At 71.9% G+C, this 25,558-nt stretch carries 21 protein-coding genes; 2 read left to right on the plus strand and 19 right to left on the minus strand.

From position 1 onward, the window contains the following. Positions 1 to 87: 87 nt before the first annotated feature. The 11 genes from ACIF80_RS31915 to ACIF80_RS31965 all read right to left on the minus strand — a co-directional run bounded on the left by ACIF80_RS31915 (position 88) and on the right by ACIF80_RS31965 (position 7,825). Positions 88 to 642 carry an NUDIX hydrolase gene (locus tag ACIF80_RS31915; protein ID WP_399811005.1) on the minus strand — a complete coding sequence of 185 codons (555 nt, stop codon included), beginning with the start codon at positions 640 to 642 and terminating at the stop codon, positions 88 to 90. Next, positions 632 to 1,417 (minus strand): signal peptidase I, encoded by a 786-nt coding sequence (lepB, locus tag ACIF80_RS31920; protein WP_399811009.1) that lies wholly within the window; start codon positions 1,415 to 1,417, stop codon positions 632 to 634. The genes ACIF80_RS31915 and lepB (ACIF80_RS31920) overlap by 11 nt, the downstream gene beginning before the upstream one ends. 79 nt (positions 1,418 to 1,496) lie before the next feature. Beyond that, positions 1,497 to 2,489: a signal peptidase I gene (lepB, locus tag ACIF80_RS31925; RefSeq protein WP_399811011.1), complete on the minus strand. Its 993-nt coding sequence runs from the start codon at positions 2,487 to 2,489 to the stop codon at positions 1,497 to 1,499. Further along, a complete protein-coding gene (gene lepB / locus ACIF80_RS31930) occupies positions 2,377 to 3,471 on the minus strand; it encodes a signal peptidase I (RefSeq protein ID WP_399811013.1) in 1,095 nt (364 codons plus the stop codon). The genes lepB (ACIF80_RS31925) and lepB (ACIF80_RS31930) overlap by 113 nt, the downstream gene beginning before the upstream one ends. Next, a complete protein-coding gene (gene lepB / locus ACIF80_RS31935) occupies positions 3,464 to 4,216 on the minus strand; it encodes a signal peptidase I (RefSeq protein ID WP_399811015.1) in 753 nt (250 codons plus the stop codon). The genes lepB (ACIF80_RS31930) and lepB (ACIF80_RS31935) overlap by 8 nt, the downstream gene beginning before the upstream one ends. Before the next feature lie 33 nt (positions 4,217 to 4,249). Next, positions 4,250 to 4,600, minus strand: a complete 351-nt coding sequence (gene rplS, locus ACIF80_RS31940) for a 50S ribosomal protein L19 (protein ID WP_399811017.1) — start codon at positions 4,598 to 4,600, stop codon at positions 4,250 to 4,252. Positions 4,601 to 4,731: 131 nt separating this feature from the next. Next, positions 4,732 to 5,565, minus strand: coding sequence for a tRNA (guanosine(37)-N1)-methyltransferase TrmD (trmD, locus tag ACIF80_RS31945; RefSeq protein ID WP_399811020.1), 834 nt, complete (start codon positions 5,563 to 5,565; stop codon positions 4,732 to 4,734). After that, complete coding sequence (gene rimM, locus ACIF80_RS31950; protein WP_399811023.1) at positions 5,565 to 6,149, minus strand: ribosome maturation factor RimM; 585 nt, start codon at positions 6,147 to 6,149, stop codon at positions 5,565 to 5,567. Before rimM ends, trmD begins: the two co-directional genes overlap by 1 nt. An 81-nt stretch (positions 6,150 to 6,230) precedes the next feature. Then, a complete protein-coding gene (locus tag ACIF80_RS31955) occupies positions 6,231 to 6,470 on the minus strand; it encodes an RNA-binding protein (protein ID WP_055597159.1) in 240 nt (79 codons plus the stop codon). 2 nt (positions 6,471 to 6,472) lie between these two features. Then, complete coding sequence (gene rpsP / locus ACIF80_RS31960) at positions 6,473 to 6,892, minus strand: 30S ribosomal protein S16 (protein WP_399811025.1); 420 nt, start codon at positions 6,890 to 6,892, stop codon at positions 6,473 to 6,475. Between the two features lie 330 nt (positions 6,893 to 7,222). Further along, on the minus strand, positions 7,223 to 7,825 hold the full coding sequence (locus ACIF80_RS31965) for a hypothetical protein (protein WP_399811027.1): 603 nt from the start codon (positions 7,823 to 7,825) through the stop codon (positions 7,223 to 7,225). Between the two features lie 616 nt (positions 7,826 to 8,441). Here ACIF80_RS31965 and ACIF80_RS31970 point away from each other — a divergent pair. Further along, entirely contained in the window at positions 8,442 to 9,341 is a 900-nt protein-coding gene (locus tag ACIF80_RS31970) for a methyltransferase domain-containing protein (protein WP_399811029.1), read from the plus strand. A gap of 93 nt (positions 9,342 to 9,434) precedes the next feature. Here ACIF80_RS31970 and ffh read toward each other — a convergent pair whose 3' ends face one another. The 5 genes from ffh to ACIF80_RS31995 form a co-directional block, all read right to left on the minus strand. Beyond that, positions 9,435 to 10,985: a signal recognition particle protein gene (ffh, locus tag ACIF80_RS31975; protein WP_399811032.1), complete on the minus strand. Its 1,551-nt coding sequence runs from the start codon at positions 10,983 to 10,985 to the stop codon at positions 9,435 to 9,437. A gap of 220 nt (positions 10,986 to 11,205) precedes the next feature. Continuing rightward, on the minus strand, positions 11,206 to 13,659 hold the full coding sequence (locus ACIF80_RS31980) for a [protein-PII] uridylyltransferase (protein WP_399811033.1): 2,454 nt from the start codon (positions 13,657 to 13,659) through the stop codon (positions 11,206 to 11,208). Between the two features lie 28 nt (positions 13,660 to 13,687). Further along, positions 13,688 to 14,026 carry a P-II family nitrogen regulator gene (locus ACIF80_RS31985; protein ID WP_042168077.1) on the minus strand — a complete coding sequence of 113 codons (339 nt, stop codon included), beginning with the start codon at positions 14,024 to 14,026 and terminating at the stop codon, positions 13,688 to 13,690. Continuing rightward, positions 14,023 to 15,360 (minus strand): ammonium transporter, encoded by a 1,338-nt coding sequence (locus tag ACIF80_RS31990; RefSeq protein ID WP_399811036.1) that lies wholly within the window; start codon positions 15,358 to 15,360, stop codon positions 14,023 to 14,025. Before ACIF80_RS31990 ends, ACIF80_RS31985 begins: the two co-directional genes overlap by 4 nt. 477 nt (positions 15,361 to 15,837) lie before the next feature. Beyond that, positions 15,838 to 17,331, minus strand: coding sequence for a hypothetical protein (locus ACIF80_RS31995; protein ID WP_399811039.1), 1,494 nt, complete (start codon positions 17,329 to 17,331; stop codon positions 15,838 to 15,840). 446 nt (positions 17,332 to 17,777) lie between these two features. Between ACIF80_RS31995 and ACIF80_RS32000 the strand changes: the two genes are divergently transcribed. Then, a complete protein-coding gene (locus tag ACIF80_RS32000; RefSeq protein WP_399811041.1) occupies positions 17,778 to 18,443 on the plus strand; it encodes a bifunctional DNA primase/polymerase in 666 nt (221 codons plus the stop codon). 146 nt (positions 18,444 to 18,589) lie between these two features. Here the strand turns inward: ACIF80_RS32000 and ftsY are convergent, their stop codons facing one another. From ftsY to smc, 3 genes are all read right to left on the minus strand, one after another. Continuing rightward, positions 18,590 to 19,789 carry a signal recognition particle-docking protein FtsY gene (ftsY, locus tag ACIF80_RS32005; protein ID WP_399811187.1) on the minus strand — a complete coding sequence of 400 codons (1,200 nt, stop codon included), beginning with the start codon at positions 19,787 to 19,789 and terminating at the stop codon, positions 18,590 to 18,592. 400 nt (positions 19,790 to 20,189) lie between these two features. Next, positions 20,190 to 21,608: a sugar porter family MFS transporter gene (locus tag ACIF80_RS32010; RefSeq protein WP_399811044.1), complete on the minus strand. Its 1,419-nt coding sequence runs from the start codon at positions 21,606 to 21,608 to the stop codon at positions 20,190 to 20,192. Between the two features lie 232 nt (positions 21,609 to 21,840). Then, on the minus strand, positions 21,841 to 25,485 hold the full coding sequence (gene smc, locus ACIF80_RS32015) for a chromosome segregation protein SMC (protein ID WP_399811047.1): 3,645 nt from the start codon (positions 25,483 to 25,485) through the stop codon (positions 21,841 to 21,843). Positions 25,486 to 25,558: the final 73 nt, after the last annotated feature.

A 25,558-nucleotide genomic window follows, 5' to 3' on the forward strand; every position in this document is an offset into this window, starting at 1 on the left:
CCACCATTGTGCGCCCGTCCCGGGGACCGCCGTCCCCGAACCGGGCCGACCCGCCGGACGCCGCCGGACGGCCCCCGGGGCCTGCGGCTAGACGATCTCGGTGTCCAGGGTCACGGGTCCGGCCGGGGGACCCTCGTCGAGCAGGGTGCGCAGCAGCTCGGCGAGTCTCGTCGGGTACACCGTCTCATGGGCCCGAGCCAGTTCCGGGCATGTCCACCAGCGTGCTCCGGTGACGCTGCGCCGCTCCAGCTCGGTCAGTGCCGTGGCTCCCGTGGCCGTCCTGGTGGTGCGGGCGAGGTAGTACCACTCGTCCTGGTCCCAGCGGCGGCCCGCGAACGGGAAGGAGCACGTCCGCCGCCACAGCACGGGCCCCAGCTCCACCTCCGTGATGCCGGTCTCCTCCGCGAGCTCCCGCAGCGCCGCCTGTTCACGGGTCTCGTCGCCCTCCACGCCGCCGCCGGGTGTGAACCACCAGTCGTCGGCGGGGTCGTCCGGCTCATGGCCGTGCAGCAGCAGGATGCGGTCCCTCGGGTCCAGCAGGACGACGCGGGCGACCCTGCGCAGCCCGCCTCCGTCCCCGCTCCCGCCCTCGTCCCGGCCCTCGCAGGAGTCGCCGGTGGGGCGGGGCGTCTCAGCGGGCACCGCCCGCCCTCGCTCCCTCGTCCGCACGACGGGCCCGGGAGGCGGCGGCCCGCTGGGCGAGCGGGCCGTACGCGGCCCCGCCGAGGATGAGCACGGCCCCGCCGAGGACCATGGCGAGGACCGTCGGCAGCGGTCCCGGCGCGGAGAGGTCGCCGAGTTCCTCGAAGCCTGTCGGGGCCTTCAGCATGCCGTCCATCGGCCAGACCACCGCGTCGACCCGGGCCTCGACCGCCTCGCGGGAGACGGTGCCGTTCGCGGTGTCGGTGAGACGGGAGGTCGAGTCCAGGGAGCCGCTTCGCTCGTCGCCGAGCAGGAACAGGCGGCCCTTCGGCACGGTCACCTCCGGGAAGGCGTTGAGCCCGCTCGCCTCGTTCTCGGAGAGATACGGCTCGTCGATCTCCGTGCCGTTGACCTCCAGCCTGCCGTCCTGCCCGGTGGAGACGGTGTCCCCGCCGACGGCGACCACCCGCTTGACGACCGGTACGTCGGCCCAGTTGTCGTCCTCGAAGACCACGACGTCGCCGCGGCGGACGTCGCCGCCGTCGACGCGCTGGGCCAGCACCCGGTCACCGGCACCGATGGTCGGCGCCATCGAGGGGGTGGGCACGGTGTACGGCAGGTACACCATCGCTCCCCAGACGAACCCGCCGAGGAACAGCGCCAGGCCCAGCGCCACGGCCACCGAGGACAGTCGCTGCCCGGTCCGGCTGCCCGCCGGGCCCCGGCCCGCATCGCCGTCCCGCGAAGCCGTACGTGTCGTGCTCCGACCAGTCATGGGCGGCACCCTACCCGGCAGTACTGGACCGGGTCAGCCCCCTCCTTCGGGCAGCCGGCCCGGCCTCCGGCCGCGGTGCTCAGGCCCTGGGCCCGTCCTCGCGCCGGCGGTCCCACCTGCGCCGCCACAGCACCAGCGGCACCGCGCCCACGAGCGCGACCCCCTGGGGCGCCACCGTCAGCGCCGCGGATGCCGATGCCTGCGTGTCCAGCGCCGGCTGGTCGAAGATGTCCGGGACCTCGAGCATGTCCCAGCGGCCGACCGGCCAGGCGATGACGACGGCACGGCCGACGACCTCGCTCACCGGGACCATGCCGTTGTTCTTGTCGGCCCGGTTGTAGCGGGAGTCCCGGGAGTTCTGCCGGTGGTCTCCCATGACCCAGATCTTGCCCTCGGGGACCTCGACCTTGAACTGGCCGCCCTGGTCGTCCTGGCTGCACGGGGTGTTGCCCGGGTAGACGTAGTCCGCCTCGTTCAGGGCGACGCCGTTGACCGTCAGCGGGCCGGTGCCCTTGCACTCGACGACGTCGCCGCCGACCCCGATGACCCGCTTGATCAGGTCCTTCTCCTCCGCCGACGGCATCAGACCGATCCAGCTGAGGAACGTCTGGAACGCGTTGGGGTCGGGCGTGGGCTCGCCCGCCAGCCAGTTGTCCGGGTCGTGGAAGACCACGACCTCGCCGCGCTCGGGCTCGGAGCCGAACCAGGGGGTGAGCTTGTCGACCAGGACACGGTCGCCCTGCTGCAGGGTGTTCTGCATCGAGTCCGACGGGATGGAGAACGCCTGCAGCAGAAACGTCTTGATCAGCAGTGCCAGGACCAGCGCGATACCGACCAGGATGGGCAGCTCCTTCCAGAAGGAGCGTGGTTTCTTCTGCTCGCGGGGCGGTTCGTCCGGCCCCCGGCCGCCGCTCTCCGACCGGTCGTCCGTCACTCTTCCCTCTCCTGCCGCCGGGGAGTCACTCCCGGAGGTCGCGACGCCGTCCTCGACCGGGACGAGGGACTCCGCGGGACGCCCGCGGTGCTCCTCTCCGTCGGCTCCGGACCGTGCGCCAACCGCCACATCCCCCACGCCAGCTCCTCACTCTGTGCCGCCGCCTGCCCCATGCACGGCGCAGGCCCACCACTCCCATAACGAGCGGGAGTTCCGCAGGGCTCGGGAGCTGAATCATTCCGTTCGAATCATCCGGGGCAACCCTATGCGACAGCTGGGCGGCAGCGGTCGACCCTGGCGCCGAGTCCGACACGGAGGCGTAGGCCGTCGGTTCGTCCAGCGTGTTCCAGTGGCCGAACGGCCAGGCGATGACCATGGCCCGGCCCACCACCTCCTCCTCGGAGACGGTGCCGCCGTAGTCGGTGTCCTGGTGGGCACGGGAGTCGGCGGAGTTGGACCGGTGATCGCCCATCACCCACAGGCGCCCCTGGGGCACGGTGACGTCGAACGGCGTGGTGGACGGGGCGTTGCCCGGGAAGAGGTAGTCGCCCTCCTCCAGTGGCACCCCGTTGACGGTGACCCGTCCCTGCTTGTCACAGCACTGGACCTGGTCGCCGCCGACCCCCACGACCCGTTTGATGAGGTCCTTCTCGTTCTCCGAGGGCAACAGGCCGATGAAGGTGAGCCCGGCCTTGACCTGCTTGATGCCGACCGGGTCCTCCTTCTGGGGGATGGGCTGCTCGTCCTGCAGCCAGCCGCCGGGGTCCTTGAACACGACGACGTCCCCGCGCTGCGGCTTGGAGCCGAACCACGGGGTCAGCTTGTCCACCAGGACACGGTCGCCGACCTGGATCGTCTGCTCCATGGAGCCGGAGGGGATGACGAAGGCCTGGACGAGGAACGTCTTCAGCACCAGCGCTATCAGGACGGCGACCCCGATGAGCAGCGGTATCTCCTTGACCGCGCCGCGTCGGCGGCGCCGTTTGACCTTCCGCTGGAGCTTGCGCCGGTCGGCCCGGCTGCGTCCGCTCGACGCGCTCACCGCGCGGCGCGCGCCGGTGGGCAGCAGGTTGTCCGCGGCGCTCGCCGGGACGCCGCGGGGTTTGCCGCGGTTACCCATGGGTCCCCTCCCCCGGGTGCGCCGCGTCCGCCCGGGCGGTCGGCACCGGAGCCGGCACGCGCGCGTAGGCGTCGGGGCGGTGCAGCCGGGTGGCGCGGCCGAAGGGCGAGACGATCCAGTCGGCGCGGCCGATCACCCTGTTCACCGGGACCATGCCGCCGCCGGGCGAACCGAGATGGTCACGGGAGTCGCTGGAGGAGCCGCGGTGGTCGCCGAGGACGAACAGGCGCTGCTCGGGGACGACGACGTCGAAGGGCACCGTGGAGGCGCTCTCGCCGGGGAACAGGAAACCCGACTCGTCGACCGTCCGGCCGTTCACCCGGATCCTCCCGTCCTTGTCGCAGCAGACCACGCGGTCCCCGCCCACACCGACAACGCGCTTGATGTAGTCGGCGTCCCCGAAATACCCGGTGCCGTCGAACACGACCACGTCGCCGCGCTGCGGTCCGGCACCGAAACGGTATGCCAACTTGAGTACGAGAACACGGTCCCCGGCCCTCAACGCGGGCTCCATCGAACCGCTGGGGATCTGGAACGGCCGGGCCACGAAGGTGCTGAGCACCGACAGGAACAGCAGCACGAGGAGCAGGGCCGCGGTGGCCCGTCCCCCGGGGAGCCGTCCCACGAGGCGCCCCGCCAACGCGGAACGCGACCGTCCCTCCGGGCCCGGGGCCCCCGAGGTGTCCTCGGGTCCGGCCGGGTGGGGGGAGCGGTCGCGCTCCGTCGACTGTGCTTCGGTGTCCATCGAGGCCAGATGTTATCCGGCCCCGGGAAGCGCTCACCTCTCGCGCTTCTCCTTGATCTTCGCCGCCTTGCCGCGCAGCTCGCGCAGGTAGTACAGCTTGGCGCGACGGACATCACCCTTGGTGACGAGCTCGATCTTCTCGACGATCGGGGTGTGCACCGGGAAGGTGCGCTCGACGCCGACGGAGAAGGAGACCTTGCGGACCGTGAAGGTCTCGCGCACGCCGGCACCCTGGCGACGGATCACCACGCCCTTGAACTGCTGCACACGGGAGCGGCTGCCCTCGATGACGCGCACGTGGACGTTGACGGTGTCACCGGGACGGAAGTTCGGGAGGTCGCTGCGCAGCGACGCGGAGTCGACGGAGTCGAGCAGGTGAGACATTTCGTCTGCTTTCTTCGCTGATGCCGCAGGTCATCAACGGCAATAGGGGTTCGGATCGGGGTGTGCGGTTCGGGGCGGGCGTCGTGTCCCCCTGCGGCAGGGGCGCACGCCGGACGACGCACAACAGCGGCTCATTCTTCCACGTCGCCGGTCCTGCGCCAAAATCGGCCGTACGCCTCCCCGGCCGGGTCCGGCTCCCAGCCCAGGATGGAGAGCATCTCGCGGTCCTTCTTGTCGAAGGCCTTGGGATCGCAGCCCTCGATGAGGTCGGGCCGGTTGGCCGTGGTGCGCCTCAGCGCCTCGTCGCGCCGCCAGCGGGCGATCTTCCCGTGGTGGCCGCTGAGCAGCACCTCGGGAATGCCCCGGCCGCGCCAGACGGGCGGCTTGGTGTGCACGGGGCCTTCCAGGAGGCCGGCCATGGCGCCCGGGGCGAAGGAGTCGTCCCGGTGGGACTCGGCGTTGCCCAGGACGCCGGGCAGCAGCCGGGCCACGGCCTCGGTGACGACGAGGACGGCCGCCTCGCCGCCGGCCAGGACGTAGTCCCCGATGGACACCTCGTACACCGGCATGCGGGTCGCGTACTCGTCGACGACGCGCCGGTCGATGCCCTCGTAGCGGGCCGGGGTGAAGATCAGCCAGGGGCGCTCGGAGAGGCGGACGGCGAGTTCCTGGGTGAAGGGGCGGCCGCTGGGGGTGGGGACGATCAGGGCGGGCGCGTGCGCACCGGCCTCGTAGCCGTCCGCCAGGATCTCGTCGAGCGCCTCGCCCCACGGTTCGGTCTTCATGACCATGCCGGGGCCGCCGCCGTACGGGGTGTCGTCGACGGTGTTGTGCCGGTCGTGGGTCCAGAAGCGGAGGTCGTGCACCTGGACGTTCAGCTGTCCACGCGCGCGCGCCTTGCCGACGAGGGAGACGTTCAGCGGTTCGAGGTACTCGGGGAAGATGGTGACGACGTCGAGCCGCATCAGACCTCGTCCCGCGAGGCGGCGGTCTCGTCCTCCGGGGGGACGGTCTCGTCCCGCGAGGAGGCGATCTCGGCCCGGTCGTCGATGAGGCCCGGCGGCGGGTCGATGACCGCGCGCTGTTCCTCGAGGTCGATCTCGGTGACGATCTGCTCCACGAACGGTACGAGCACCTCGCCGCCGTCGGGCCGCTCCACCACGAAGAGGTCCTGCGTCGGCAGGTGGGCGATCTCGGTGATCCGGCCCACCGGCTGCCCGTCCCGGGTGACGACGTCGAGGTCGATCAGCTGGTGGTCGTAGTACTCGTCCTCGTCCTCGGGCTGCTCGTCCGGGTCGATCTCGGCGATGAGGAGGGTGTTGCGCAGCGCCTCGGCGCCGGTGCGGTCACGGACGCCCTCGAAGCGCAGCAGGAGGCGGCCGCTGTGCACCCGGCCGGTCTCGATGGTGAGCGGTCCGGTGGAGGCGGGATCGGTGGCCAGGACGGCACCGGGCCCGAGCCTCAGCTCCGGCTCGTCGGTGCGGACCTCCACGGTGACCTCGCCCTTGATGCCGTGGGCACGGCCGATGCGAGCGACTACCAGCTGCACTGTGCTTGATCTCCTGTCGTACGACGACGGGCCGGGGACGGCCCTGAGGCCCTCCCCGGCCCGAGCCGGTTGCGCTGAGCGTCAGCGGACGTGGTCCACGTCGACGAGGTCGACACGGACACCGCGGCCGCCGATGGCGCCCACGACGGTGCGCAGGGCGCGTGCGGTGCGGCCGTTGCGGCCGATCACCTTGCCGAGGTCGTCCGGGTGGACCCGGACCTCGAGCACACGCCCGCGGCGCAGGTCGCGCGAGGCGACCTGCACATCGTCAGGATGGTCGACGATGCCCTTCACGAGGTGCTCGAGAGCCTCCTCGAGCATGCTCAGGCCTCGGTCGACGCGGACTCGGCCGGGGCCTCGTCCTTCTTCTCAGTCTTCTTCTTCTGGGTGATGGCTTCACCCTTGCCCTCGTCCTCGCCACCGAGTGCCTCGAACGACGGGCGGGCGGCCTTCTCGGCCTGCTGGAGCAGCGGAGCCGGGGCGGGCTCGCCCTTGAACTTCTGCCAGTCGCCGGTCTTCTTCAGGATGGCGAGCACGGGCTCGGTCGGCTGGGCGCCGACGCCGAGCCAGTACGCCACACGCTCACCGTCGACCTCCATCACCGACGGGTTGTACGTCGGGTGGTACTTGCCGATCTCCTCGATGGCCCGGCCGTCACGGCGGGTACGGGAGTCGGCGACGACGATGCGGTAGTGAGGCGAACGGATCTTGCCCAGACGCTTCAGCTTGATCTTGACTGCCACGGGAGTGGGTTCTCCTGGATTTTGACGTGGTTGGGCACGGCGAGATGGCCGCGTGGGGTTGCGGTACCCGAGTGCCCGATGGACGCGTCAGCCGGAGGAGAGAGGGTTCCTGTACGGCCGTCGAGTACAGCTGGCTATTCTGCCACATCCCGCGGGGCCCCGGGGACCGCGGGGTGCGGCAGGCCGCAGCGAGGCACGCTTCGCCGGCACGCGGCGCGACGGCGACCGTGCCGCCGCGCCGGGTGCCGGCACGACTGCCACGGATGCGTGGGAGTGGACGGCATCCGCGCGTCTGACGTGCGTCCGGCACCCACGAGGTGCCGATTGCTGTCAGCCCGCGGCCGCGGCCACCCCCTCGCGGATCCGGAACGGCTTGCCGCAGCCGCCGCAGACGATGGGGGCCTGCGCCAGGACCGACGGGACGACCCGTACGTTGCGGCCGCAGTCGCAGACGGCCTTGACGCGCACACCACCGCCGGACGAGCCATGACGCGCCGCCGGACCGCGGAAACTGCGGGCGGTGTCGCCCGCGGTCGCGGCGGAGTGCGCCTTCAGTGCGCGCTGGAGGCGCTCGATCGTGGGACGGTAGCGGCGCTTCGCCTCCGGGGTGAGGGAGACCAGCGAGAAGCCGCTGCTGGGATGCGGCTCGTCGGGATGGTCCAGGCCCAGCTCCTCGGCGATCGCGAGGAATCTGCGGTTGTGGTAGCGGCCTGCGCGGGAAGTGTCGCGTACGCCGCGTGCGGCGGCGATGCCATGGACTGCCTCGTGCAGCAGTCGCTCGAAGGAGAGCTCGTGACCGCACGCGGACGACGACTCCCCGATCAGGGACTCGGGCGCGGCAAGATCGGGCAGCTCGGGGTGGTACCGCTGAATATCGGCCCACGCCTGCGCCAGTTCTGCGGCGAGTACAGGTGGTGTCTGTGTCGTGCTCACGTAATGACAACGAGCCGGGGTGCCTCTGTGTTCCGATTCCGGGGCATCCCAAATAATTTGCCCTTACCCGTCAGTATGCGCTCATGCGTCCCGACGAGGGCGGGTGCGCTGATCTGCGGAGAAGCCTCACAGCTCACCTCAAGGTGGTGCGTAGGCTGACGTACACGGCCCCCCGGTCCGGCGCGTACGCGGTGTCCGCGCGCCGGTTCTCCCGTGACCCGCGGATGCGCAAGAGGCGTTTCGGCCGCACTCCCGACGGAGCGGTTCCGGCCCCGGCTCCGCGGGCGCGTGCCGGGGTCACGACGTTACCCCGTCCGCGGCCGGCACCCGGCACCGGGCCGTCCGCCCCTTCCGCCCTCCCCTCCCGGCGCCCGCTCCGGGCCCGTCCGTGATCACCGGTTTGTGGACCTTGGCCGGAACCATCCGGTCTCCCCCGGATTACCGGAATGTGAATTCTTGCCACTGGCACGAGCAACTCCCAAGCCATCGCCCCGCTCCACTGGACGCCGGGTCGAGGGCGGAGTTTCCTGGCATGACGGGGGTAGTGCGAGCGCGCCGCGCGGGGGCGAGGCGATCGGGCGGCGCGGCAACTCTCGGCTGATTGGGGCGCTCACCTATGACACCTACGCTCGTGCGGCAGCACCTTCCTCGCACAGGCCACGGCCCTCGCGTGGACCGGCGGGCACGCGCGCGTGACTGGTCCGAGATACAGGAGAGGATGCTCGTACCGCTCTACGAGGCCGTCCACGAGCGATTGGACGTGGGGTCCGGGACGCGGCTGCTCGGCCTCGGCTGCGGTTCGGGACTCGCCCTGCTGATGGCCGCCTCCCGGGGCGCCGCGGTCACCGGTGTCGACACCTCGTCGGACCGGCTGGCCGTCGCGCGCGAGCGGCTGCTGCCCACCGGGCGGGACGCACGTGCCCGTGCGGACGCCCGGATCGTGGACGGCTCCCCCGGGGACACGGTCCGCGGGGGCACGGCGGACACGGCGGCTTCCGGTACGGGCGCGGCCGGCGGGAACAGCCCCGTGTACACCGTGGTGACCGCCTTCGAACCCATCGGATGCCTCGCGGGGGACGCGGACGGACTGAGCGAACAGCTCGCCGAGGCGGTTCCGCTCGCCGGTCGCGGAGCGGCCGTGGTGCTCGCCGGCTGGGGTCCGCCGGAGCGCTGCGCCACGGCGTCCGTGCTCCGGGTGGCCACCGGGCCGGCGGAGCCGCTGCACGGCACGGGAACCTGGCGCCCCGCGCACCGCGACGACCTGGAGGACGTCGCCCGGCGGGCGGGCCTCCAGCCGGACGGCTCGGGGCGGGTGGCCTGCCCCTTCGGATACGCCGACGTGGACAGCGCCGTACGGGGTCTGCTGTCGACGGGACTGTTCGATCCGGCGATCGCGGCGACGGACCGGATCCAGGTGGACAAGGAAATCGCCGAGGCGCTGCATCCCTACGAACGGCAGGACGGGACGGTGTGGATGCCGAACGTCTTCCGGTATCTGATCGCCCGGACACCCTGACGCCGTCACGGACACCGCGCACCTACGCCACGGGGCACCCCTTGCCGAAGAGGTGCCCCCGTGACGAGGGAAGGGCCGCCGGCCCCGGAGCGGTCAGCCCATGAACTTCTTGAACTCGTCCGGCAGCTCGAAGTCCTGGCCGCCCTGCTGCGGCAGACCGAAGGCGTTGCCCCCCTCGGCCGCGGCGGCGCGGCGCTGGGCGGCCTCCTCCTCCTGCTGCTTGCGCTTCATGGGGTTGCCGGAGCGCTGCTTGCCCTTGGCCTGCTTCTGCTTCTTCTTCGTCCGGCCGGGACCGCCGCCCATGCCCGGCATCCCGGGCATCCCCGGCATGCCGCCGCCCTGGGCCATGCGGGACATCATCTTGCGGGCCTCGAAGAAGCGCTCGACGAGGTTCTTCACCGCGCTGACCTCGACGCCGGAGCCCTTGGCGATACGGGCGCGGCGGGAGCCGTTGATGATCGACGCGTCCTGGCGCTCGGCCGGGGTCATCGACTTGATGATCGCGGCCGTGCGGTCGACGTCCCGCTCGTCGAGGTTGTTGATCTGGTCCTTGATCTGTCCCATGCCTGGGAGCATGCCGAGCAGCTTCGAGATGCTGCCCATCTTCCTGACCTGCTCCATCTGGGCCAGGAAGTCGTCCAGGGTGAAGTCCTGGCCCTTCTTCGACGCCAGCTTGGAGGCCATCTTCTCGGCCTCGTCCTGGCTGAACGTCTTCTCCGCCTGCTCGATCAGGGTGAGCAGGTCACCCATGTCGAGGATGCGGGAGGCCATCCGGTCGGGGTGGAAGGCGTCGAACTCGTCGAGCTTCTCGCCGTTCGACGCGAACATGATCGGCTTGCCGGTCACCGAGGCGATCGACAGGGCCGCACCACCGCGGGCGTCGCCGTCGAGCTTGGAGAGCACCACGCCGTCGAAGCCGACGCCGTCGCGGAAGGCCTCGGCGGTGTTGACGGCGTCCTGGCCGATCATCGCGTCGACGACGAAGAGGATCTCGTCGGGCGAGACCGCGTCCCTGATGTCCGCGGCCTGCCGCATCAGCTCCTGGTCGATGCCCAGGCGGCCGGCGGTGTCCACGATGACGATGTCGTGGACCTTGGACTTGGCGAACTCGATGGAGTCCTTGGCGACCTTGACCGGGTCGCCCACTCCGTTGCCCGGTTCGGGCGCGTAGACGGCGACGCCGGCGCGCTCGGCGACGACGCTGAGCTGGTTGACGGCGTTGGGGCGCTGGAGGTCACAGGCGACCAGGAGCGGCGAGTGGCCCTGCTCCTTGAGCCAGCGGCCGAGCTTGCCCGCGAGCGTGGTCTTACCGGCACCCTGCAGACCGGCCAGCATGATCACGGTCGGCGGCTGCTTGGCGAACCGCAGGCGACGGGTCTCGCCGCCGAGGATGCCCACCAGCTCGTCGTTGACGATCTTGATGAACTGTTGTGCCGGGTTCAGGGCCTTGGAGACCTCGGCGCCGAGCGCCCGCTCCTTGACGTTCTTGACGAACGCCCGGACGACCGGCAGGGCCACGTCCGCTTCGAGGAGGGCGATACGGATCTCGCGCGCCGTGGCGTCGATGTCCGCTTCGCTCAGCCGGCCTTTTCCGCGGAGGTTTTTGAAGGTCGCGCTGAGGCGGTCGGAGAGAGTATCGAACACGGCGGCGTCGGTCCTCGAGGTCGGGGGCGGAACTGGGCTGCCCTCCAGGGTATCCGGCCCGGCAAGCAAATCGCCCCCGCCCGCTGCAGCCAGTGGACGGGGACGGGTCCCCGCGCCGGCGGGGAGCAACCGAGGATCGTGATGAACTCGTCGTTCACGATCGGACCGTCCCCGCACCGGCGGGGGGCACACCCGGTCGACGCATGGAACGGCCACAAGGTCACGCCCGCAATGTCTCCTCCAATCCTCGGGCCACCGCCGCAGCCTCCTCGCCCGGGAGGGGCGAGCCGTTCGGCCAGGTCACGTAGAAGGCGTCCACGGCGTTCGCGCCCAGTGTGCTCGCGTGGGCGCTGCGTACGCGTACGGCCGCGTCCTCCAGCGCCTGCCCGATCCGGAACAGCAGCCCCGGCGCGTCCTGCGCCCGGACCTCGATCACGGTGGCCAGGCGGGAGGCGGCCGGGGCGACCGTCACCCGGGCCGGGGGCGGGACCACGCCCCGGCGGCGCGGGTAGGCGGCGTCGCGTTCGGCGAGGCGGCCGGCGATGTTCAGGGTGCCGTCCAGGGCGCGGACGAGGTCGGCGCGCAGGCGGGCGGCCTGGGGCAGCGAGCCGTACTCGGCGGCGACCCGCCAGTCGAGCAGCAGGACGGATCCCTCGACGCCCTCCGGCAGTTCGAGGGTGCGCAGCTCGGCGGTGCGGACGGTCAGGCGGTGCAGGGCCAGCACACCGGCGACCGCGGGGAGCACGCCCGCCTGGTCGGGTACGGCGATCAGCAGTTCCACGCCGAGGGGTTCCGGCTCGTCGGCCGAGGCCGGTTCCGGTTCGGCCGGCGGTTCGGTCTGGGCGCGCAGGGACAGCACCGGGCCGCCGGTGGTGATCGCCTCGAGGGCGAGCCGTTCCTGCTGAGTGGTGGGCGCGGCGGCCTCGGGTTCCTCCAGCGGGTCCCCGGCCAGCACCGCCGAGACGCGTTTGACCAGGTCGGCGACGAGTGAGGCGCGCCAGACCGACCAGGCGGCCGGTCCGGTGGCCAGTGCGTCCGCCTCGGTCAGGGCGTGCAGCAGCTCCAGGGTGCCCTGGGTGCCGACGGCGTCGGCGACCGCGCGCACCGTGGCCGGGTCGTCGAGGTCGCGGCGGGTGGCCGTCTCGACGAGCAGCAGGTGGTGGCGTACGAGGGTGGCGAGGACGCCCGCGTCGGCGCGGTCGAAGCCGATCCGCGCGGCCATGTCCCGGACGATGGTCTCGCCCACCACGGAGTGGTCGCCGGGCCAGCCCTTGCCGATGTCGTGCAGCAGCGCGGCGACCAGGAGCAGGTCGGGGCGGTGCACGCGCCGGGTGAAGGCGCTGGCGCGGACCGCCGTCTCGATGAGGTGCCGGTCGACGGTCCAGATGTGCACCGCGTTGCGCTGCGGGCGGCAGCGGACCCGCTCCCAGTCCGGCAGCAGCCGCGTGATCAGGCCTTCCGCCTCCAGTGCTTCCCAGACGTCGACGGTGGGACGGCCGGCGCCCAGCAGGGTCACCAGCTGTTCGCGGGCCTCGGCGGGCCAGGGTGCGGGCAGTGGGCGCACGGTGGCGGCGAGGCGCCGGACGGCGTGGAGCGACAGCGGGAGTCCGGCCTGTGCGGCGGCGGCCGCGGCACGCAGCGGGAGGACGGGGTCGCGTTCGGGGCGGGCGGCACGGGCGAGGACCGCCTCGCCGTCCTGCTCGACGACGCCCTCGGCCAGCGGCGAGCGCTCGGCGTTCTGTTTTCCGCCGCCGATGATGGCGCGCAGCCGCGGCCGCATGGCCCGGGAGCGCAGCACGCGGCCGACTTCGCGCCAGGTGACGTCACCGGCGTACGCGATGCCCCGGGCGGCTTCGTACACCTGGCGCAGCAGGGTGTCGGCGTCGAGCAGGCCGAGTTCGGCGGCGACCTGGTCCTGTTCCTGGAGCGCGAGCCGGTCGGTGGCGCGGCCGGTCGTCAGGTGCAGCGCGTCCCGTACGTCGAGGAGCCGGCGGCGGGCGTCGGCGAGTCCCTCGCGCGGGGCGTCGGCGAGCCAGGAGGCGGCGACGGCGCGCAGCACGGTGGCGTCGCGCAGTCCGCCGCGGGCCTCCTTGAGGTCGGGTTCCAGGAGGTACTGCAGCTCGCCCTGCCGTTCGGCGCGTTCGGCGCAGAGCTCCTGGAGCTGGGGGAGGCGTTTGGGGGCCTGGTTGCGCCAGTCGGCCAGGACGGCGGTGCGCAGGGCGGCGGTGAGTCCGAGGTCCCCGGCGATGTGCCGGGCGTCCAGGAGGCCCAGCTGGACCTTGAGGTCCTCACCGGCGGTGCGGCGGGCCTCCGCCAGGGTGCGTACGGAGTGGTCCAGGGCGATGCCCAGGTCCCACACGGGGTACCAGAGCCGGTCGGCGAGGGCGGCGACGGCCCCGGGAGCGCTGCCGTCGTGCAGCAGGAGCAGGTCGAGGTCGCTGCGCGGGGACAGTTCGCCGCGCCCGTAACCGCCGACCGCGATCAGGGAGGTGCCGCGCAGTTGTCCGGTGCCCGCGGCGAACAGTCCGGTGAGCCAGTCGTCCGTGAGCCGGGCGAGGGCGGCACGGCGCGGCGGCCCGGACCGCGTCCCCTCGGTGAGGAGGTGCAGCCGGGCCGCCGCGTAGCCGCTGGGTCCCGAGTCCTGTGTCTCGTCGTGCGTGTCGGTGCTCGTCACCCGGCGACTCCTGTTCCGTCGGTCTGTCTCAGAGCGCTTCCGGGCCGCGTTCGCCGGTCCGGACCCGTACGGCCGTGTCGACCGGGATCGACCAGACCTTGCCGTCACCGATCTTGCCGGTGCGGGCCGCCTTGACGACGACATCGATCAGCTGCTCGGCGTCGTCGTCCTCGACCAGCACCTCGATGCGGATCTTGGGGACCAGGTCGACGGTGTACTCGGCACCGCGGTAGACCTCGGTGTGGCCGCGCTGGCGGCCGTAGCCGCTGGCCTCGGTGACCGTCAGGCCGTGTACCCCGAAGGCCTGCAGGGCCTCCTTGATCTCGTCGAGCCGGTGCGGCTTGACGACGGCGGTGATGAGCTTCATGCGTCCACCTTCTTGCTCTCGGCCTGGGCTGCGGGCGCCGTGGCGGTGTTGCGGGCACCGCCGCCGGCACCGCTGTAGTCGTAGGCGGTCTCGGCGTGCTCGGCCTGGTCGATGCCGGCCACCTCGTCGTCCTCGGAGACTCGCATACCGATGGTCTTGTCGAGGAGGAAGGCGAGGACCGCGGAGACGACCAGGGAGTAGGCGAGGACACCGAAGACACCGGCGCACTGCTTCCAGAACTGGTCGAGGCCACCGCCGTAGAAGAGGCCCTCGACCTCGGACTGGCCCTTGCCGCTGGCGAAGAAGCCGACGAGGAGGGAGCCGATGATGCCGCCGACGAGGTGGACGCCGACGACGTCCAGGGAGTCGTCGTAGCCGAACCGGTACTTCAGGCCGACGGCCATGGCGCACAGCACACCGGAGACGGCGCCGACGGCGATCGCGCCGAGCGGGGTGACCGCGCCGCCGGCGGGGGTGATGGCGACCAGGCCCGCGACCGCGCCGGAGGCGGCGCCGAGCGTGGTGAACGCGCCGTGGCGGATCTTCTCGTAGGCGAGCCAGCCGAGGACCGCGGCGGCGGCGGCGATCTGGGTGTTGACGAACATCAGCGCGCCGACGCCGTCGTCGTTGCCGAGCCAGGAACCGGCGTTGAAGCCGAACCAGCCGAACCACAGCAGCGCGGCGCCGAGCATGACCAGCGGCAGGCTGTGCGGGCGCATCGGGTCCTTCTTGAAGCCGATCCGCTTGCCGATCACCAGGATGACGCCGAGTGCGGCGGCACCCGCGTTGATGTGGACGGCCGTACCGCCGGCGAAGTCGATGACGCCCAGTTCGAAGGCCCAGCCGCCGGAGCCCCAGACCCAGTGGGCGACCGGGAAGTAGACGACGGTGGCCCACAGCGCGATGAACAGCGCCCACGCGGTGAACTTCACGCGGTCCGCGAGCGCACCGCTGATCAGGGCGGGTGTGAGGACGGCGAACATCAGCTGGAAGACCAGGAAGACGAAGACGGGGATGGTGTAGCCGTCCCACAGTTCGGTCAGGCCGACGTCGCTGAGGCCGACCCAGTCGGAGTTCCAGCCGACGACGCCGCCGGAGTCGGTGCCGAACGCCATGGAGAAGCCGTACAGCACCCACAGAATGGTGACGATTCCCAGGCTGATGAAACTCATCATCAGCATGTTCAGGGTGCTCTTGACCCGGACCATGCCTCCGTAGAAGAAGGCCAGGCCCGGCGTCATGAGCATCACCAGAGCGGTACAGATGAGCATGAACCCTGTGTTGGCGGCAGAGAGCGTGGGCGCTTCTGCGGCAAGGGTGATGGCTGGTGCCATCGGCGTCTCCTCGTCGTTGGTACGGCCCCGTGCGGGCGAAGCCTGAGCGGGTGGTGAGGGGTGGGCCGGTTCTGCGCCATGAGATTCGCGCAGCACCGTTTCGGTGGGAGCCCCTCGCTGTTTCGCCGCCGTGACGAAGGCACACGGTGTGTTACGCGTCGATGAACTGCCGGATGCGGGAAGTGCCGATCGTTATCGTGACGCAATCTTCGCCACAGGGCCCCGCGGCCGTCGGTCGAGGAACCACGACGGCGAGCGCCCGGGTCCGCGAGAGCGGTGCCGGCTCAGGCGCACAAACAGGAAGCCGGCCGCGGCGGGCCTTCCGATGACCTGGCATGGGGGAGCCGAGTCGGGCAGTTCGGGAGGGCCGGCCGCGGCCGGGGTTCTGGGTTTTCCCGGGGTTCCCCGGGATTCCTGAAGATCTCCGAGGTTCTTTTCGGGGTTCTTCCGGAGGACTCCTCGGGGTCCCTCCGGGCGTCAGACCGCTTCGGCGGTCTCCGGCAGTTCGATGGCGAGCCGCTCGGTGAGGTCGACGACCTCGGCCCGGTCGCCGAAGTCGCGGACGGCCGTGTCGACCGTCTTTCGGATACGAGTGTTGACGCGCTCGGAGCGGACCTTCTTGGCCGCCTTGATGGCGTCGGTGGCGAGAACCGCTCCCTGCTCGGGTTCACGCTGGAGCAGATGCACGGTGGCCATGCCGATCAGGTTGAGGGCGTACGACCGCTGGTGCCGCCCCGCCTCCGCGGCGAACAGCTCGACGGCCCGCTGCATCAGCGGCTCGGCGAGCGAGGCGTAGGTGGGGCTGCGGCCCGCCACGTAGGCGAGGTCGCGGAAGGAGTGCGAGTTCTCGCCGTACAGCTCGGCCTCGGAGAAGAAGCGGATCCAGTCGGGGTCCGGCTCGTCCCACTCGTCGGCCTCGGCGAAGGTGTCCTCGGCCATCCTGACCGCGCGCTTGCACCGGCCGGGCTGGCCCATGTTGGCGTAGGCGCGGGCCTCCATCGCATACAGCATCGACTGGGTGCGGGGGCTCGCGCAGTCACGGCTGCCGTACTGCGCGAGATGGATGAGCTCCAGGGCGTCCTCGGGCCGGCCGAGGTGGATCATCTGCCGGCTCAGATTCGACAGGATGTACGAGCCGAGCGGCCGGTCCCCGGCCTCCTTCGCCGCGTGGAGGGCGAGGACGTGGTACTTCTGCGCGGTGGGCTGCAGCCCGACGTCGTACGACATCCAGCCGGCCAGTTCGGCGAGTTCGGCGGCGACCTTGAACAGGCGCCGCCGGATCGGGTCGGGCTGGGGGTCCTGGAGCAGGTCCGTCACCTCGTGCAGCTGCCCGACGACCGCCTTGCGGCGCAGGCCGCCACCGCACTGGGCGTCCCACTGCCGGAACATCACGGTGGTGGTCTCCAGCAGGTCCAGCTCGGGCTGGGACAACCGGCCGCGCGCGCGGCCGACGGTGGCCGGCTCGGGCTCCGGGCGGGACTGCGCCGCGGACGGGGAGGGGACGAGCCAGCGCTGCATCGGCTCGATGAGGGACGGGCCCGCGGAGAGGGCCAGCGAGCTCCCGAGGAAGCCGCGCCGCGCGAGCATCAGGTCGCTGCGCGAGAACTCGCTGAGCAGGGCCACGGTCTGCGGGCCCGTCCAGGGCAGGTCGACGCCGGTCGCGGAGGGCGAGGGCCGGATGGTGCGCAGGCCCAGGTCCTCGACGGAGACGACGACACCGAAGCGCTCGGAGAACAGCTCGGAGAGGATCCGGGGGATGGGCTCGCGCGGATTCTCGCCGTCCAGCCAGCGGCGTACCCGCGAGGTGTCGGTGGAGATGTGGCTGGCCCCCAGCCGGCGGGCCCGGCGGTTGACCTGGCGGGCGAGCTCGCCCTTGGACCAGCCGCTGCGGACGAACCACGAGGCGAGCAGCTCGTTCGGACGCTTTTGCGTACTCGCAGCGTTCGTCCCGCCACCGCCGTTGCCGCTCACTGGAACGCCCCCATTCCCTGAAAACCACTTGCCGCTGAGTGCGCCAAGCCCTATCAGAATGCCGGTTGTCGGTACCGCCGTCCGGCGGTTCCCACTCTTCGAACGGGAAGCCGAGTTGCCTCCGGCATACCCGTGGGTGCATGTGCCCCGAGGAACCGTGCACACAACGTAGTCCCACGATCACCCGTCCAGCCATGGCGAACCCGTAATCGCCACCATTCGCCACCCCATCGGATGAACTCACCGTGGCCGCCCCGCGCTTCACTTGACACGGGACGGCCAAGAGTGGGTGCGACGACGCACACGGGGGCGCGCACCGTTGTGCGCACCACCCATGGTGCTTCGAAGCGCCGACTGAACAGGACCGCACGGGGAAGTCGAAAACAGAGAGTCACGCGTCGCGCCCACTGCGTAACCGCCGGTGCGCCGGACCCGTTGGAGGGGGCATGGGCTTCACGATCGGTATCAGCCGGGGCATCCGTGACATCCGGTCCGGCTCGCGCCGCCGGAGCCGCGGGCCGGGGGGCACCGCCGTGGCGGAGTACACCGGGCTGTGGGGCTGGGACGTGGTGCCGGGTGCCCGCGCCGCCGCCGGCACCTGCTCCTGCGGCCGGGCGGGATGCCGGGCGCCGGGTGCGCATCCGCTGGACTTCGCACCGGAGATCCCCGCCGGGTCCCCGCTGGACGACGTGTCGGAGATCTGGGCCGAGTATCCGGGCGCCGCGATGATGCTCCCGGTCGGACGGGCGTTCGACGTGATCGAGGTGGCCGAGCCCGCCGGGTGCCGCGCGCTGGCCCGGCTCGAGCGCATGGGCCTGCCCGTCGGCCCCGTCGCCGCCACCCCTGACGGCCGTGCCCAGTTCTTCGTCGCCCCCGGGGCCGCCGCCGCACTGCCCGAGCTGCTCTACCGCATGGGCTGGGACGACCCGGCCGCCCTCGACCTGCACGGCCTCGGCCCCGGTACGCACATCACGGCTCCGTCGTCCGACCGGGGCGGTCGCGGCCCGGTGCGCTGGCTCCGCTCCCCCGCCCTCGACTCGGCGCCCCGGCCGCCGGAGGCCCGCCTGGTGCTGGGCACGCTGGCGTATGTGGTGCACCGGTCGCAGACATGAGCGTCGGTACAGGCGTACCGGCCGGTTCCGGCAGCGGTGACCGGGTTCGGGGGCGGTGAACGGCGAAGCGCCCGTTTCCGGGTTCCGGAAGCGGGCGCTTCTTCGCTTTTCCGTGGCGGTCCGGTCCGGCCGGCCGCCCCGGGGTCTCACTCCCCGATGAGCGCGTCCACGAACGCATCCGGCTCGAACGGCGCCAGGTCGTCCGCGCCCTCGCCGAGACCGATCAGCTTGACCGGGACGCCCAGTTCGCGCTGGACGGCGACCACGATGCCGCCCTTGGCCGTGCCGTCGAGCTTGGTGAGCACGATGCCGGTGATGTTGACGACCTCGGCGAAGACCCGGGCCTGGACCAGGCCGTTCTGGCCGGTGGTGGCGTCGAGCACGAGGAGCACCTCGTCCAGCGGGGCGTGCTTCTCCACGACCCGCTTGACCTTGCCGAGCTCGTCCATGAGGCCGGTCTTGGTGTGCAGCCGGCCGGCGGTGTCGATGAGCACGACGTTCGCGGCCATCTCCTTGCCCTCCTTGACCGCGTCGAACGCGACGGAGGCCGGGTCGCCGCCCTCGGGGCCGCGTACGGTGTGGGCGCCGACCCGCTCGCCCCAGGTCTCGAGCTGATCGGCGGCGGCGGCGCGGAAGGTGTCCGCGGCGCCGAGGACGACGGTGTTGCCGTCCGCGACCAGCACCCGGGCGAGCTTGCCGGTGGTGGTGGTCTTGCCGGTGCCGTTGACCCCGACGACCATCACGATGCCCGGACCGCCGGTCCCGTTCTCGGTGCGCACGGTGCGGTCCATGCTGGGGTCGACCAGGGCGATCAGCTCCTCGCGGAGCAGTCCGCGCAGCTCCGCGGGGGTGCGCGTGCCGAGCACCTTCACGCGCTCGCGCAGCCGCTCGACCAGCTCCTGGGTGGGCTGCACACCGATGTCGGAGGTGAGCAGCGTGTCCTCGATCTCCTCCCAGGTGTCCTCGTCGAGGTGCTCGCGGGACAGCAGTGTGAGCAGGCCCTTGCCGAGCACGTTCTGCGAGCGGGAGAGACGGGCGCGCAGCCGGACGAGCCGGCCGGCGGTGGGCTCCGGGATCTCGATCGCGGGCGCCTCGGTGGGCGGCTCCTCGACGACGACCGGGGTGGAGCCGTCCGGAAGATCAACCTCCTCTACGGTGCGCCGCGGTTCCTCCCGCGGCGTCTCGGCCTCGTCGCCGACGTGCGGCTCGGCCGGGGGGGCGGTGATGTCGGGGGCGGCGGGCGGCGGCGGGGGCAGCTGCTTCTTGCGGCGGCTGCCGACGATGAGCCCGCCGAGCGCGCCGACCACGACCACGGCGATGACTACAGCAAGGATGACGATGTCCATAACAGCCCCAGTATCAGCCATGGGCCTCCCGGTCGCGCCGATGGCGGCCCGCACGACACGGTCCGTGCCGCCCGGGGCGCGGTGGAGGGGGGCGAGGCCGTGCCCGTCACGGTCGCACGTTTCGCCCCGGTCGCCCCGGTCGCCCCGGTCGCCCCGGTCGCCCCGGTCGCTCCGGACGCCTCCCCCGCCGAGCTCGTCCCGGCAGGCGGACCGCGCCTGCCGGCTCCGGCCCCAGAAGTGCGGCCGGTGTACGGCACACCGCCGCCCCGGCCCGGACGAGGTCCGGAGCGGGGCGGCGGGGGTACGAGGAGAGGGGCAGCGGGGACTTGAACCCTTCTCCTCGGTTCATGGGACGGGCCGGCCCTGAGGGGGCCCGTCGGCACCGGCCTCGCGGCCGCGGTCAGCCCATTTCCTCCAGGGCCTTGCCCTTCGTCTCCTTGACGAACTTCAGGACGAACGGGATGGAGAGCGCGGCGAAGAACGTGTAGATCACGTAGGTCGTCGACAGGTTCCAGTCGGCCAGCGAGGGGAAGCTCGCGGTGATGGCCCAGTTGGCGATCCACTGCGCGGCGGCGGCCACGCCCAGGGCGGCGGCGCGGATCCGGTTGGGGAACATCTCGCCGAGCATGACCCAGACGACCACACCCCACGACAGGGCGAAGAAGAGGACGAACACGTGGGCGGCGATCAGCGCGACCCAGCCCTGGGTGGCGGGGAGTTTGCCGTCGACGAGGTCGAAGGAGAACGCCCAGGCCTCCAGCGCGAGGCCGATCACCATGCCGACGGAGCCGATGATCGCGAGCGGCCTGCGGCCGATGCGGTCGACGAAGATCATCGCGATGACGGTGCCGACGATGTTGATGATCGACGTGGTGAAGGAGTAGAGGAACGAGTCCGTCGGGTCGACGCCGACCGACTGCCACAGCGTCGAGGAGTAGTAGAACGCGACGTTGATGCCGACGAACTGCTGGAAGACCGACAGGCCGATACCGACCCAGACGATCGGCTTGAAGAAGAAGCTGCCGCCGAGCAGGTCCTTGAAGCGGGACTTCTCCTCGCTGCGCATCGCCGACTCGATCTCGGTGACGCGCGCGTCCAGGTCGATGCCCTGGCCCTCGACCTCACCGAGGATCTTCCGGGCGCGCTCGTGCTTGCCGACGGAGATCAGGTAGCGGGGGGACTCGGGAATGGCGAAGGAGAGCAGCCCGTAGAGCACGGCCGGGACGACCATGACACCGAGCATGAGCTGCCAGGCCTCCAGGCCCAGCAGTTCGCCGCGCTGGTCGCCGCCGGCGGCGTTCAGGATGCCCCAGTTGACCAGCTGCGACACGGCGATGCCGATGACGATCGCGGCCTGCTGGAAGGAGCCGAGCCGGCCGCGGTAGGCGGGCGGGGCGACCTCGGCGATGTAGGCCGGGCCGATGACGGAGGCCATACCGATGGCTATGCCGCCGACGACCCGCCAGAAGGCGAGGTCGTAGAGGGAGAAGGGGAGGGCGGAGCCGATGGCGCTGACGGTGAACAGAACCGCGGCGATCTGCATGCACCGGATGCGGCCGATGCGGTCGGCCACGCGGCCGGCGGTGGCGGCACCGATGGCGCAGCCGATCAGCGCGATCGCGATGACCTGCGCGAGGGCGGCCGAACCGATGTCGTAGCGGTCGCGGATGGCCTCGACGGCGCCGTTGATCACGGAGCTGTCGTAGCCGAAGAGGAAACCGCCCATGGCGGCCGACGCCGCGATGAAGACGACGTGCCCGAGATGCTCGGGGCGAGCCGTACCGGCTCCTGACTTCTGTGCCTGCGCTGCGCTGGTCACGTGTAACTCCTCGGGCCACCGGCATCGTCGCCGGGTGGGGGTCAGCCCTTCCAGGTCCACCTGAAGGTACCTGAAGGTACATACGATGACGTTGAGACTATGTCTTCAAGTTCTGAAGTCAAGAGAGGGGATGGGTCGCGAAATGGTCACAAATTTCGCAGGATGCATGCACAGGTACGGCGAGCTTGAGTTCACAATGTGAAGCCAAAGAGCCCGGGGGACCGGGCGCCCGTCAGGTCGCCCGGCTGAGGCGCTGGCTGATGACCTTGGACACGCCGTCGCCCTGCATGGAGACGCCGTAGAGCGCGTCGGCGACCTCCATGGTGCGCTTCTGGTGCGTGATCACGATCAGCTGCGAGGCCTCCTGCAGCTCCTGCATGATCCGGATGAGCCGCTGGAGGTTGGTGTCGTCGAGAGCGGCCTCGACCTCGTCCATGACGTAGAACGGGCTCGGCCGCGCCTTGAAGATCGACACCAGCAGCGCCACCGCGGTCAGCGACCGCTCACCGCCCGAGAGCAGCGACAGCCGCTTGACCTTCTTCCCCGGCGGACGCGCCTCGACGTCCACGCCCGTGGTGAGCATGTTGTCGGGGTCGGTCAGCACCAGCCGCCCCTCGCCGCCGGGGAACAGCCGGGAGAAGACTCCTTCGAATTCCCTGGCCGTGTCCCAGTAGGCCTCGCTGAAGACCTGCTCGACGCGCTCGTCGACCTCCTTGACGACCTGGAGCAGATCCGCGCGGGTCTTCTTCAGGTCCTCCAGCTGCTCGCCGAGGAACTGGTGGCGTTCCTCCAGCGCGGCGAACTCCTCCAGGGCGAGCGGGTTCACCTTGCCGAGCTGCTGGTACGCGCGCTCGGCCGTCTTCAGGCGCTTCTCCTGCTCGGCCCGCACGAAGGGGCGGGGCCTGTTGCGCGGGTGCTCCGGATCATCCGGCAGCTGCTCGCCCTCGGCGGGGGGCGAGGGCGGCACCAGCTGGTGCGGTCCGTACTCCGCCACCAGTCCCCCCGGTTCGACACCCAGTTCCTCCAGCGCCTTGGTCTCCAACTGCTCCATCCGCAGCCGTTTCTCGGCGCCGAGTACCTCGCCCCGGTGAACTGAATCCGTCAACTTGTCGAGTTCTGCCTTGAGATCGCGTCCCTCGGTCCGCGCGCGGGCGAGTTCCTGCTCGCGGTGGGCCTTCGCCGCCTCGGCGGCGGCGCGCTCCTCGTCGGCACGCGCGAGGGACACCTCGATGTGCGCGAGCAGTTGCCGGGCGCCGGCGGCGACGGCCTCGGCGACGGCCGCCTCGTGCCGCAGCCGGGCCCGCCGCTGCTCGGCACGCGCGCGTGCCTCGCGTTCCGTGCGGGCGGCCCGGTCCAGGGAGTCGGCCCGCCCGGTGAGTCCTTTGACGCGCTCCTCGTGCGTCCGCACCTGGAGGCGGGCCTCCATCTCGGTCTGCCGGGCGTTGGCCCCGTCGGCGGCGAGCCGGTCGCGCACGGAGGTGTCGGGCTCCTCGTCGAACGGCATCTCCTCGGCGACGGCGAGCCGTTCGGCGAGTTCCTCCACATCGTCGAGCGCCTTGTCGAGGGCCTCCTGCGACCGGGCCGCGGCGGCGGCGGACCGCTCGGCCTCCCCGGCGGCCCCGCGGGCCTGCCCGGCGAGCCGGCCGAGCTGCTGGGCGACGGAGGACTTCTCCCGGTCGGCCGTCCGGCGCCGCTCCCCCAGTTCCTCGACGAGGGCGGCGCACCGGCCGCGCTCCTCGGTCGCCGCGTGCTGCGCCCGGGTCAGCTCCTCGCACCGCACGGCAAGCTCCTCCAGCTCGGCGGCGGCCTCGTCCACGGAGGCCTGCACCTCCAGCAGGCTCGGGGCGCCCGCCGAGCCGCCGTGCGCGAAGTGCGCGCCCAGCAGGTCGCCTTCGGCGGTCACGGCGGTCAGTTCGGGCCGCGCGTACAGCAGCTCCTCGGCGTCCTCCAGGGTGCCGACGACGACGGTCCCGCGCAGCAGCCGGCGTACGGCGGGCAGCAACTCGGCGGGGCCGCGCACCAGATCGGCGGCGTACCGGGGGCCGCCGGGCACGCCGGTGAGCGGCTCGTGTCCTCCGGACGGCTCGTGTGCCCCGGCCGAACTGTCGGCCCGCCGCTCGTGCGGACCGTCGTGCGCTCCGGCATGCGGCGTGTCCGGGGCGGCGGCCAGGAGCAGGGCGGCGCGGCCCGCGTCCTGTTTGCGCAGCAGGCGGATCGCCTCGGCGGCGGCGGAGGGACCGGTCACGGCGAGGGCGTCGGCGGCGGCCCCGAAGGCGGCGGCGAGGGCGGTCTCGTGGCCGGGGGTGACGGTGAGCAGTTCGGCGGCGGGGCCGAGCAGTCCGGTGAGCCGGTCCTGGGCCGCGAGCAGCGCGCCGGTGCCGTCCTTGCGGCGCAGGCCCAGGGCGAGGGCCTCGTGGCGGGCCCGGGTCGCCGCGCGCTCGCGTTCGGCGGCGGTGGCCGCCTCGCGGGCGACGGTGAGGGCGGCCTCGGCCCGGGCGAGACGCTGCCTGGCCCCGTCGTGCCGTCCGGCGAGTTCCGCGTCGTCGGCGTCGAGGCCGTCGACCTCGGCCCGCAGGGTCTCGTACTCCTCCTGGGCGGCGGCGGCCCGTTCCCGGGCCTCGTCACGGGCGGCCGCCAGGCGCTCGATCTCGGCCTGGGCCGCCGCGGCGCGCGAGCGGGCGGCGCCGACCTTACCGGTGAGGCGGGCGAGCTCCTCCCGCCGGTCGGCGACGGCACGCGCGGCGTCCTTCAAACGCCGCTCCTCCCGGGTGAGTTCGCGTTCCAGCTCGGCGCGGTGGGCGACCGTGTCCTCCAGGGCGCGTTCGGCGGCCTCGAGGGCGGCCTCCAGCTCGGCCTCCTGCTCGCGGACGCGGGCGGCCTCGCGCTCCAGGTCCTCGGGGTCGCGTCCGCGGCGTTCCTCGGGGGGTGCGGAGGTGGCGCTCTTCACGCGCGCGTCGGCGAGCGAGATGGTGCCGCGGACCCGCTCGGCGAGCTGGGACAGCTCGTACCAGGTCTGCTGGGCGTTCTGCAGGCGCGGGGTGAGGCGGCGGACCTCCTCCTCGAGGACCGCCTCGCGCTGGAGGGCCTTGCGCAGTTCCTGCTCGGCGGTGTCCTTGCGCTCCTTGAGGGCGGCCTCGTCGGCGATCTCCGCCGTGAGGGCCTCGCGCAGGCGCGCGAGGTCGTCGGCGAGCAGGCGCAGGCGGACGTCGCGCAGGTCGGCCTGGATGACGGCGGCCCTCCGGGCGACCGCCGCCTGGCGGCCGAGGGGTTTGAGCTGGCGCCGCAGTTCGTCGGTGAGGTCCTGCACGCGTGCGAGGTTGGCCCGCATCGCGTCCAGCTTGCGCAGCGCCTTCTCCTTGCGCTTGCGGTGCTTGAGGACGCCCGCGGCCTCCTCGATGAAGGCGCGGCGGCCCATCGGGTCGGCGTGCAGGACGGAGTCCAGCTGGCCCTGGCCGACGATGACGTGCATTTCACGGCCGATGCCGGAGTCGGAGAGCAGTTCCTGGATGTCGAGGAGGCGGCAGGTGTCGCCGTTGATCTGGTACTCGCTGCCGCCGTTGCGGAACATGATCCGCGTGATGGTGACCTCGGCGTACTCGATGGGCAGGGCCCCGTCGGCGTTGTCGATGGTCAGGGACACCTCGGCCCGGCCGAGCGGCGGGCGGCCCGTGGTGCCGGCGAAGATGACGTCCTCCATCTTGCCGCCGCGCAGTGACTTGGCGCCCTGCTCGCCCATGACCCAGCTGAGCGCGTCCACGACATTGGACTTGCCCGAGCCGTTCGGACCGACGACGCACGTGATCCCCGGTTCGAACCGGAGCGTGGTCGCCGAGGCGAACGACTTGAAGCCGCGGAGGGTCAGGGCCTTGAGGTGCACGCCGCCGGACTTTACCCGCCCGGGATGTCCCACTCCATGAACCGGCGGTTTCACGGGTGAACGCGCAGGGCAC

It is taken from the genome of Streptomyces sp. NPDC085927 (assembly GCF_044540975.1).
GTDB classification, from domain to species: domain Bacteria; phylum Actinomycetota; class Actinomycetes; order Streptomycetales; family Streptomycetaceae; genus Streptomyces; species Streptomyces hirsutus.

Bases quoted from the DNA above. Each gene is read 5' to 3' on its own strand.
- lepB (WP_399811013.1), bottom strand. From the start codon at position 3,471: ATGGGTAACCGCGGCAAACCCCGCGGCGTCCCGGCGAGCGCCGCGGAC.
- ACIF80_RS31955 (WP_055597159.1), bottom strand. From the start codon at position 6,470: ATGCTCGAGGAGGCTCTCGAGCACCTCGTGAAGGGCATCGTCGACCAT.
- trmD (WP_399811020.1), bottom strand. From the start codon at position 5,565: ATGCGGCTCGACGTCGTCACCATCTTCCCCGAGTACCTCGAACCGCTG.
- rplS (WP_399811017.1), bottom strand. From the start codon at position 4,600: ATGTCTCACCTGCTCGACTCCGTCGACTCCGCGTCGCTGCGCAGCGAC.
- lepB (WP_399811015.1), bottom strand. From the start codon at position 4,216: ATGGACACCGAAGCACAGTCGACGGAGCGCGACCGCTCCCCCCACCCG.
- ACIF80_RS31990 (WP_399811036.1), bottom strand. From the start codon at position 15,360: ATGGCACCAGCCATCACCCTTGCCGCAGAAGCGCCCACGCTCTCTGCC.
- ftsY (WP_399811187.1), bottom strand. From the start codon at position 19,789: ATGGACATCGTCATCCTTGCTGTAGTCATCGCCGTGGTCGTGGTCGGC.
- ACIF80_RS32000 (WP_399811041.1), top strand. From the start codon at position 17,778: ATGGGCTTCACGATCGGTATCAGCCGGGGCATCCGTGACATCCGGTCC.
- lepB (WP_399811009.1), bottom strand. From the start codon at position 1,417: ATGACTGGTCGGAGCACGACACGTACGGCTTCGCGGGACGGCGATGCG.
- ACIF80_RS31985 (WP_042168077.1), bottom strand. From the start codon at position 14,026: ATGAAGCTCATCACCGCCGTCGTCAAGCCGCACCGGCTCGACGAGATC.
- ACIF80_RS31970 (WP_399811029.1), top strand. From the start codon at position 8,442: ATGACACCTACGCTCGTGCGGCAGCACCTTCCTCGCACAGGCCACGGC.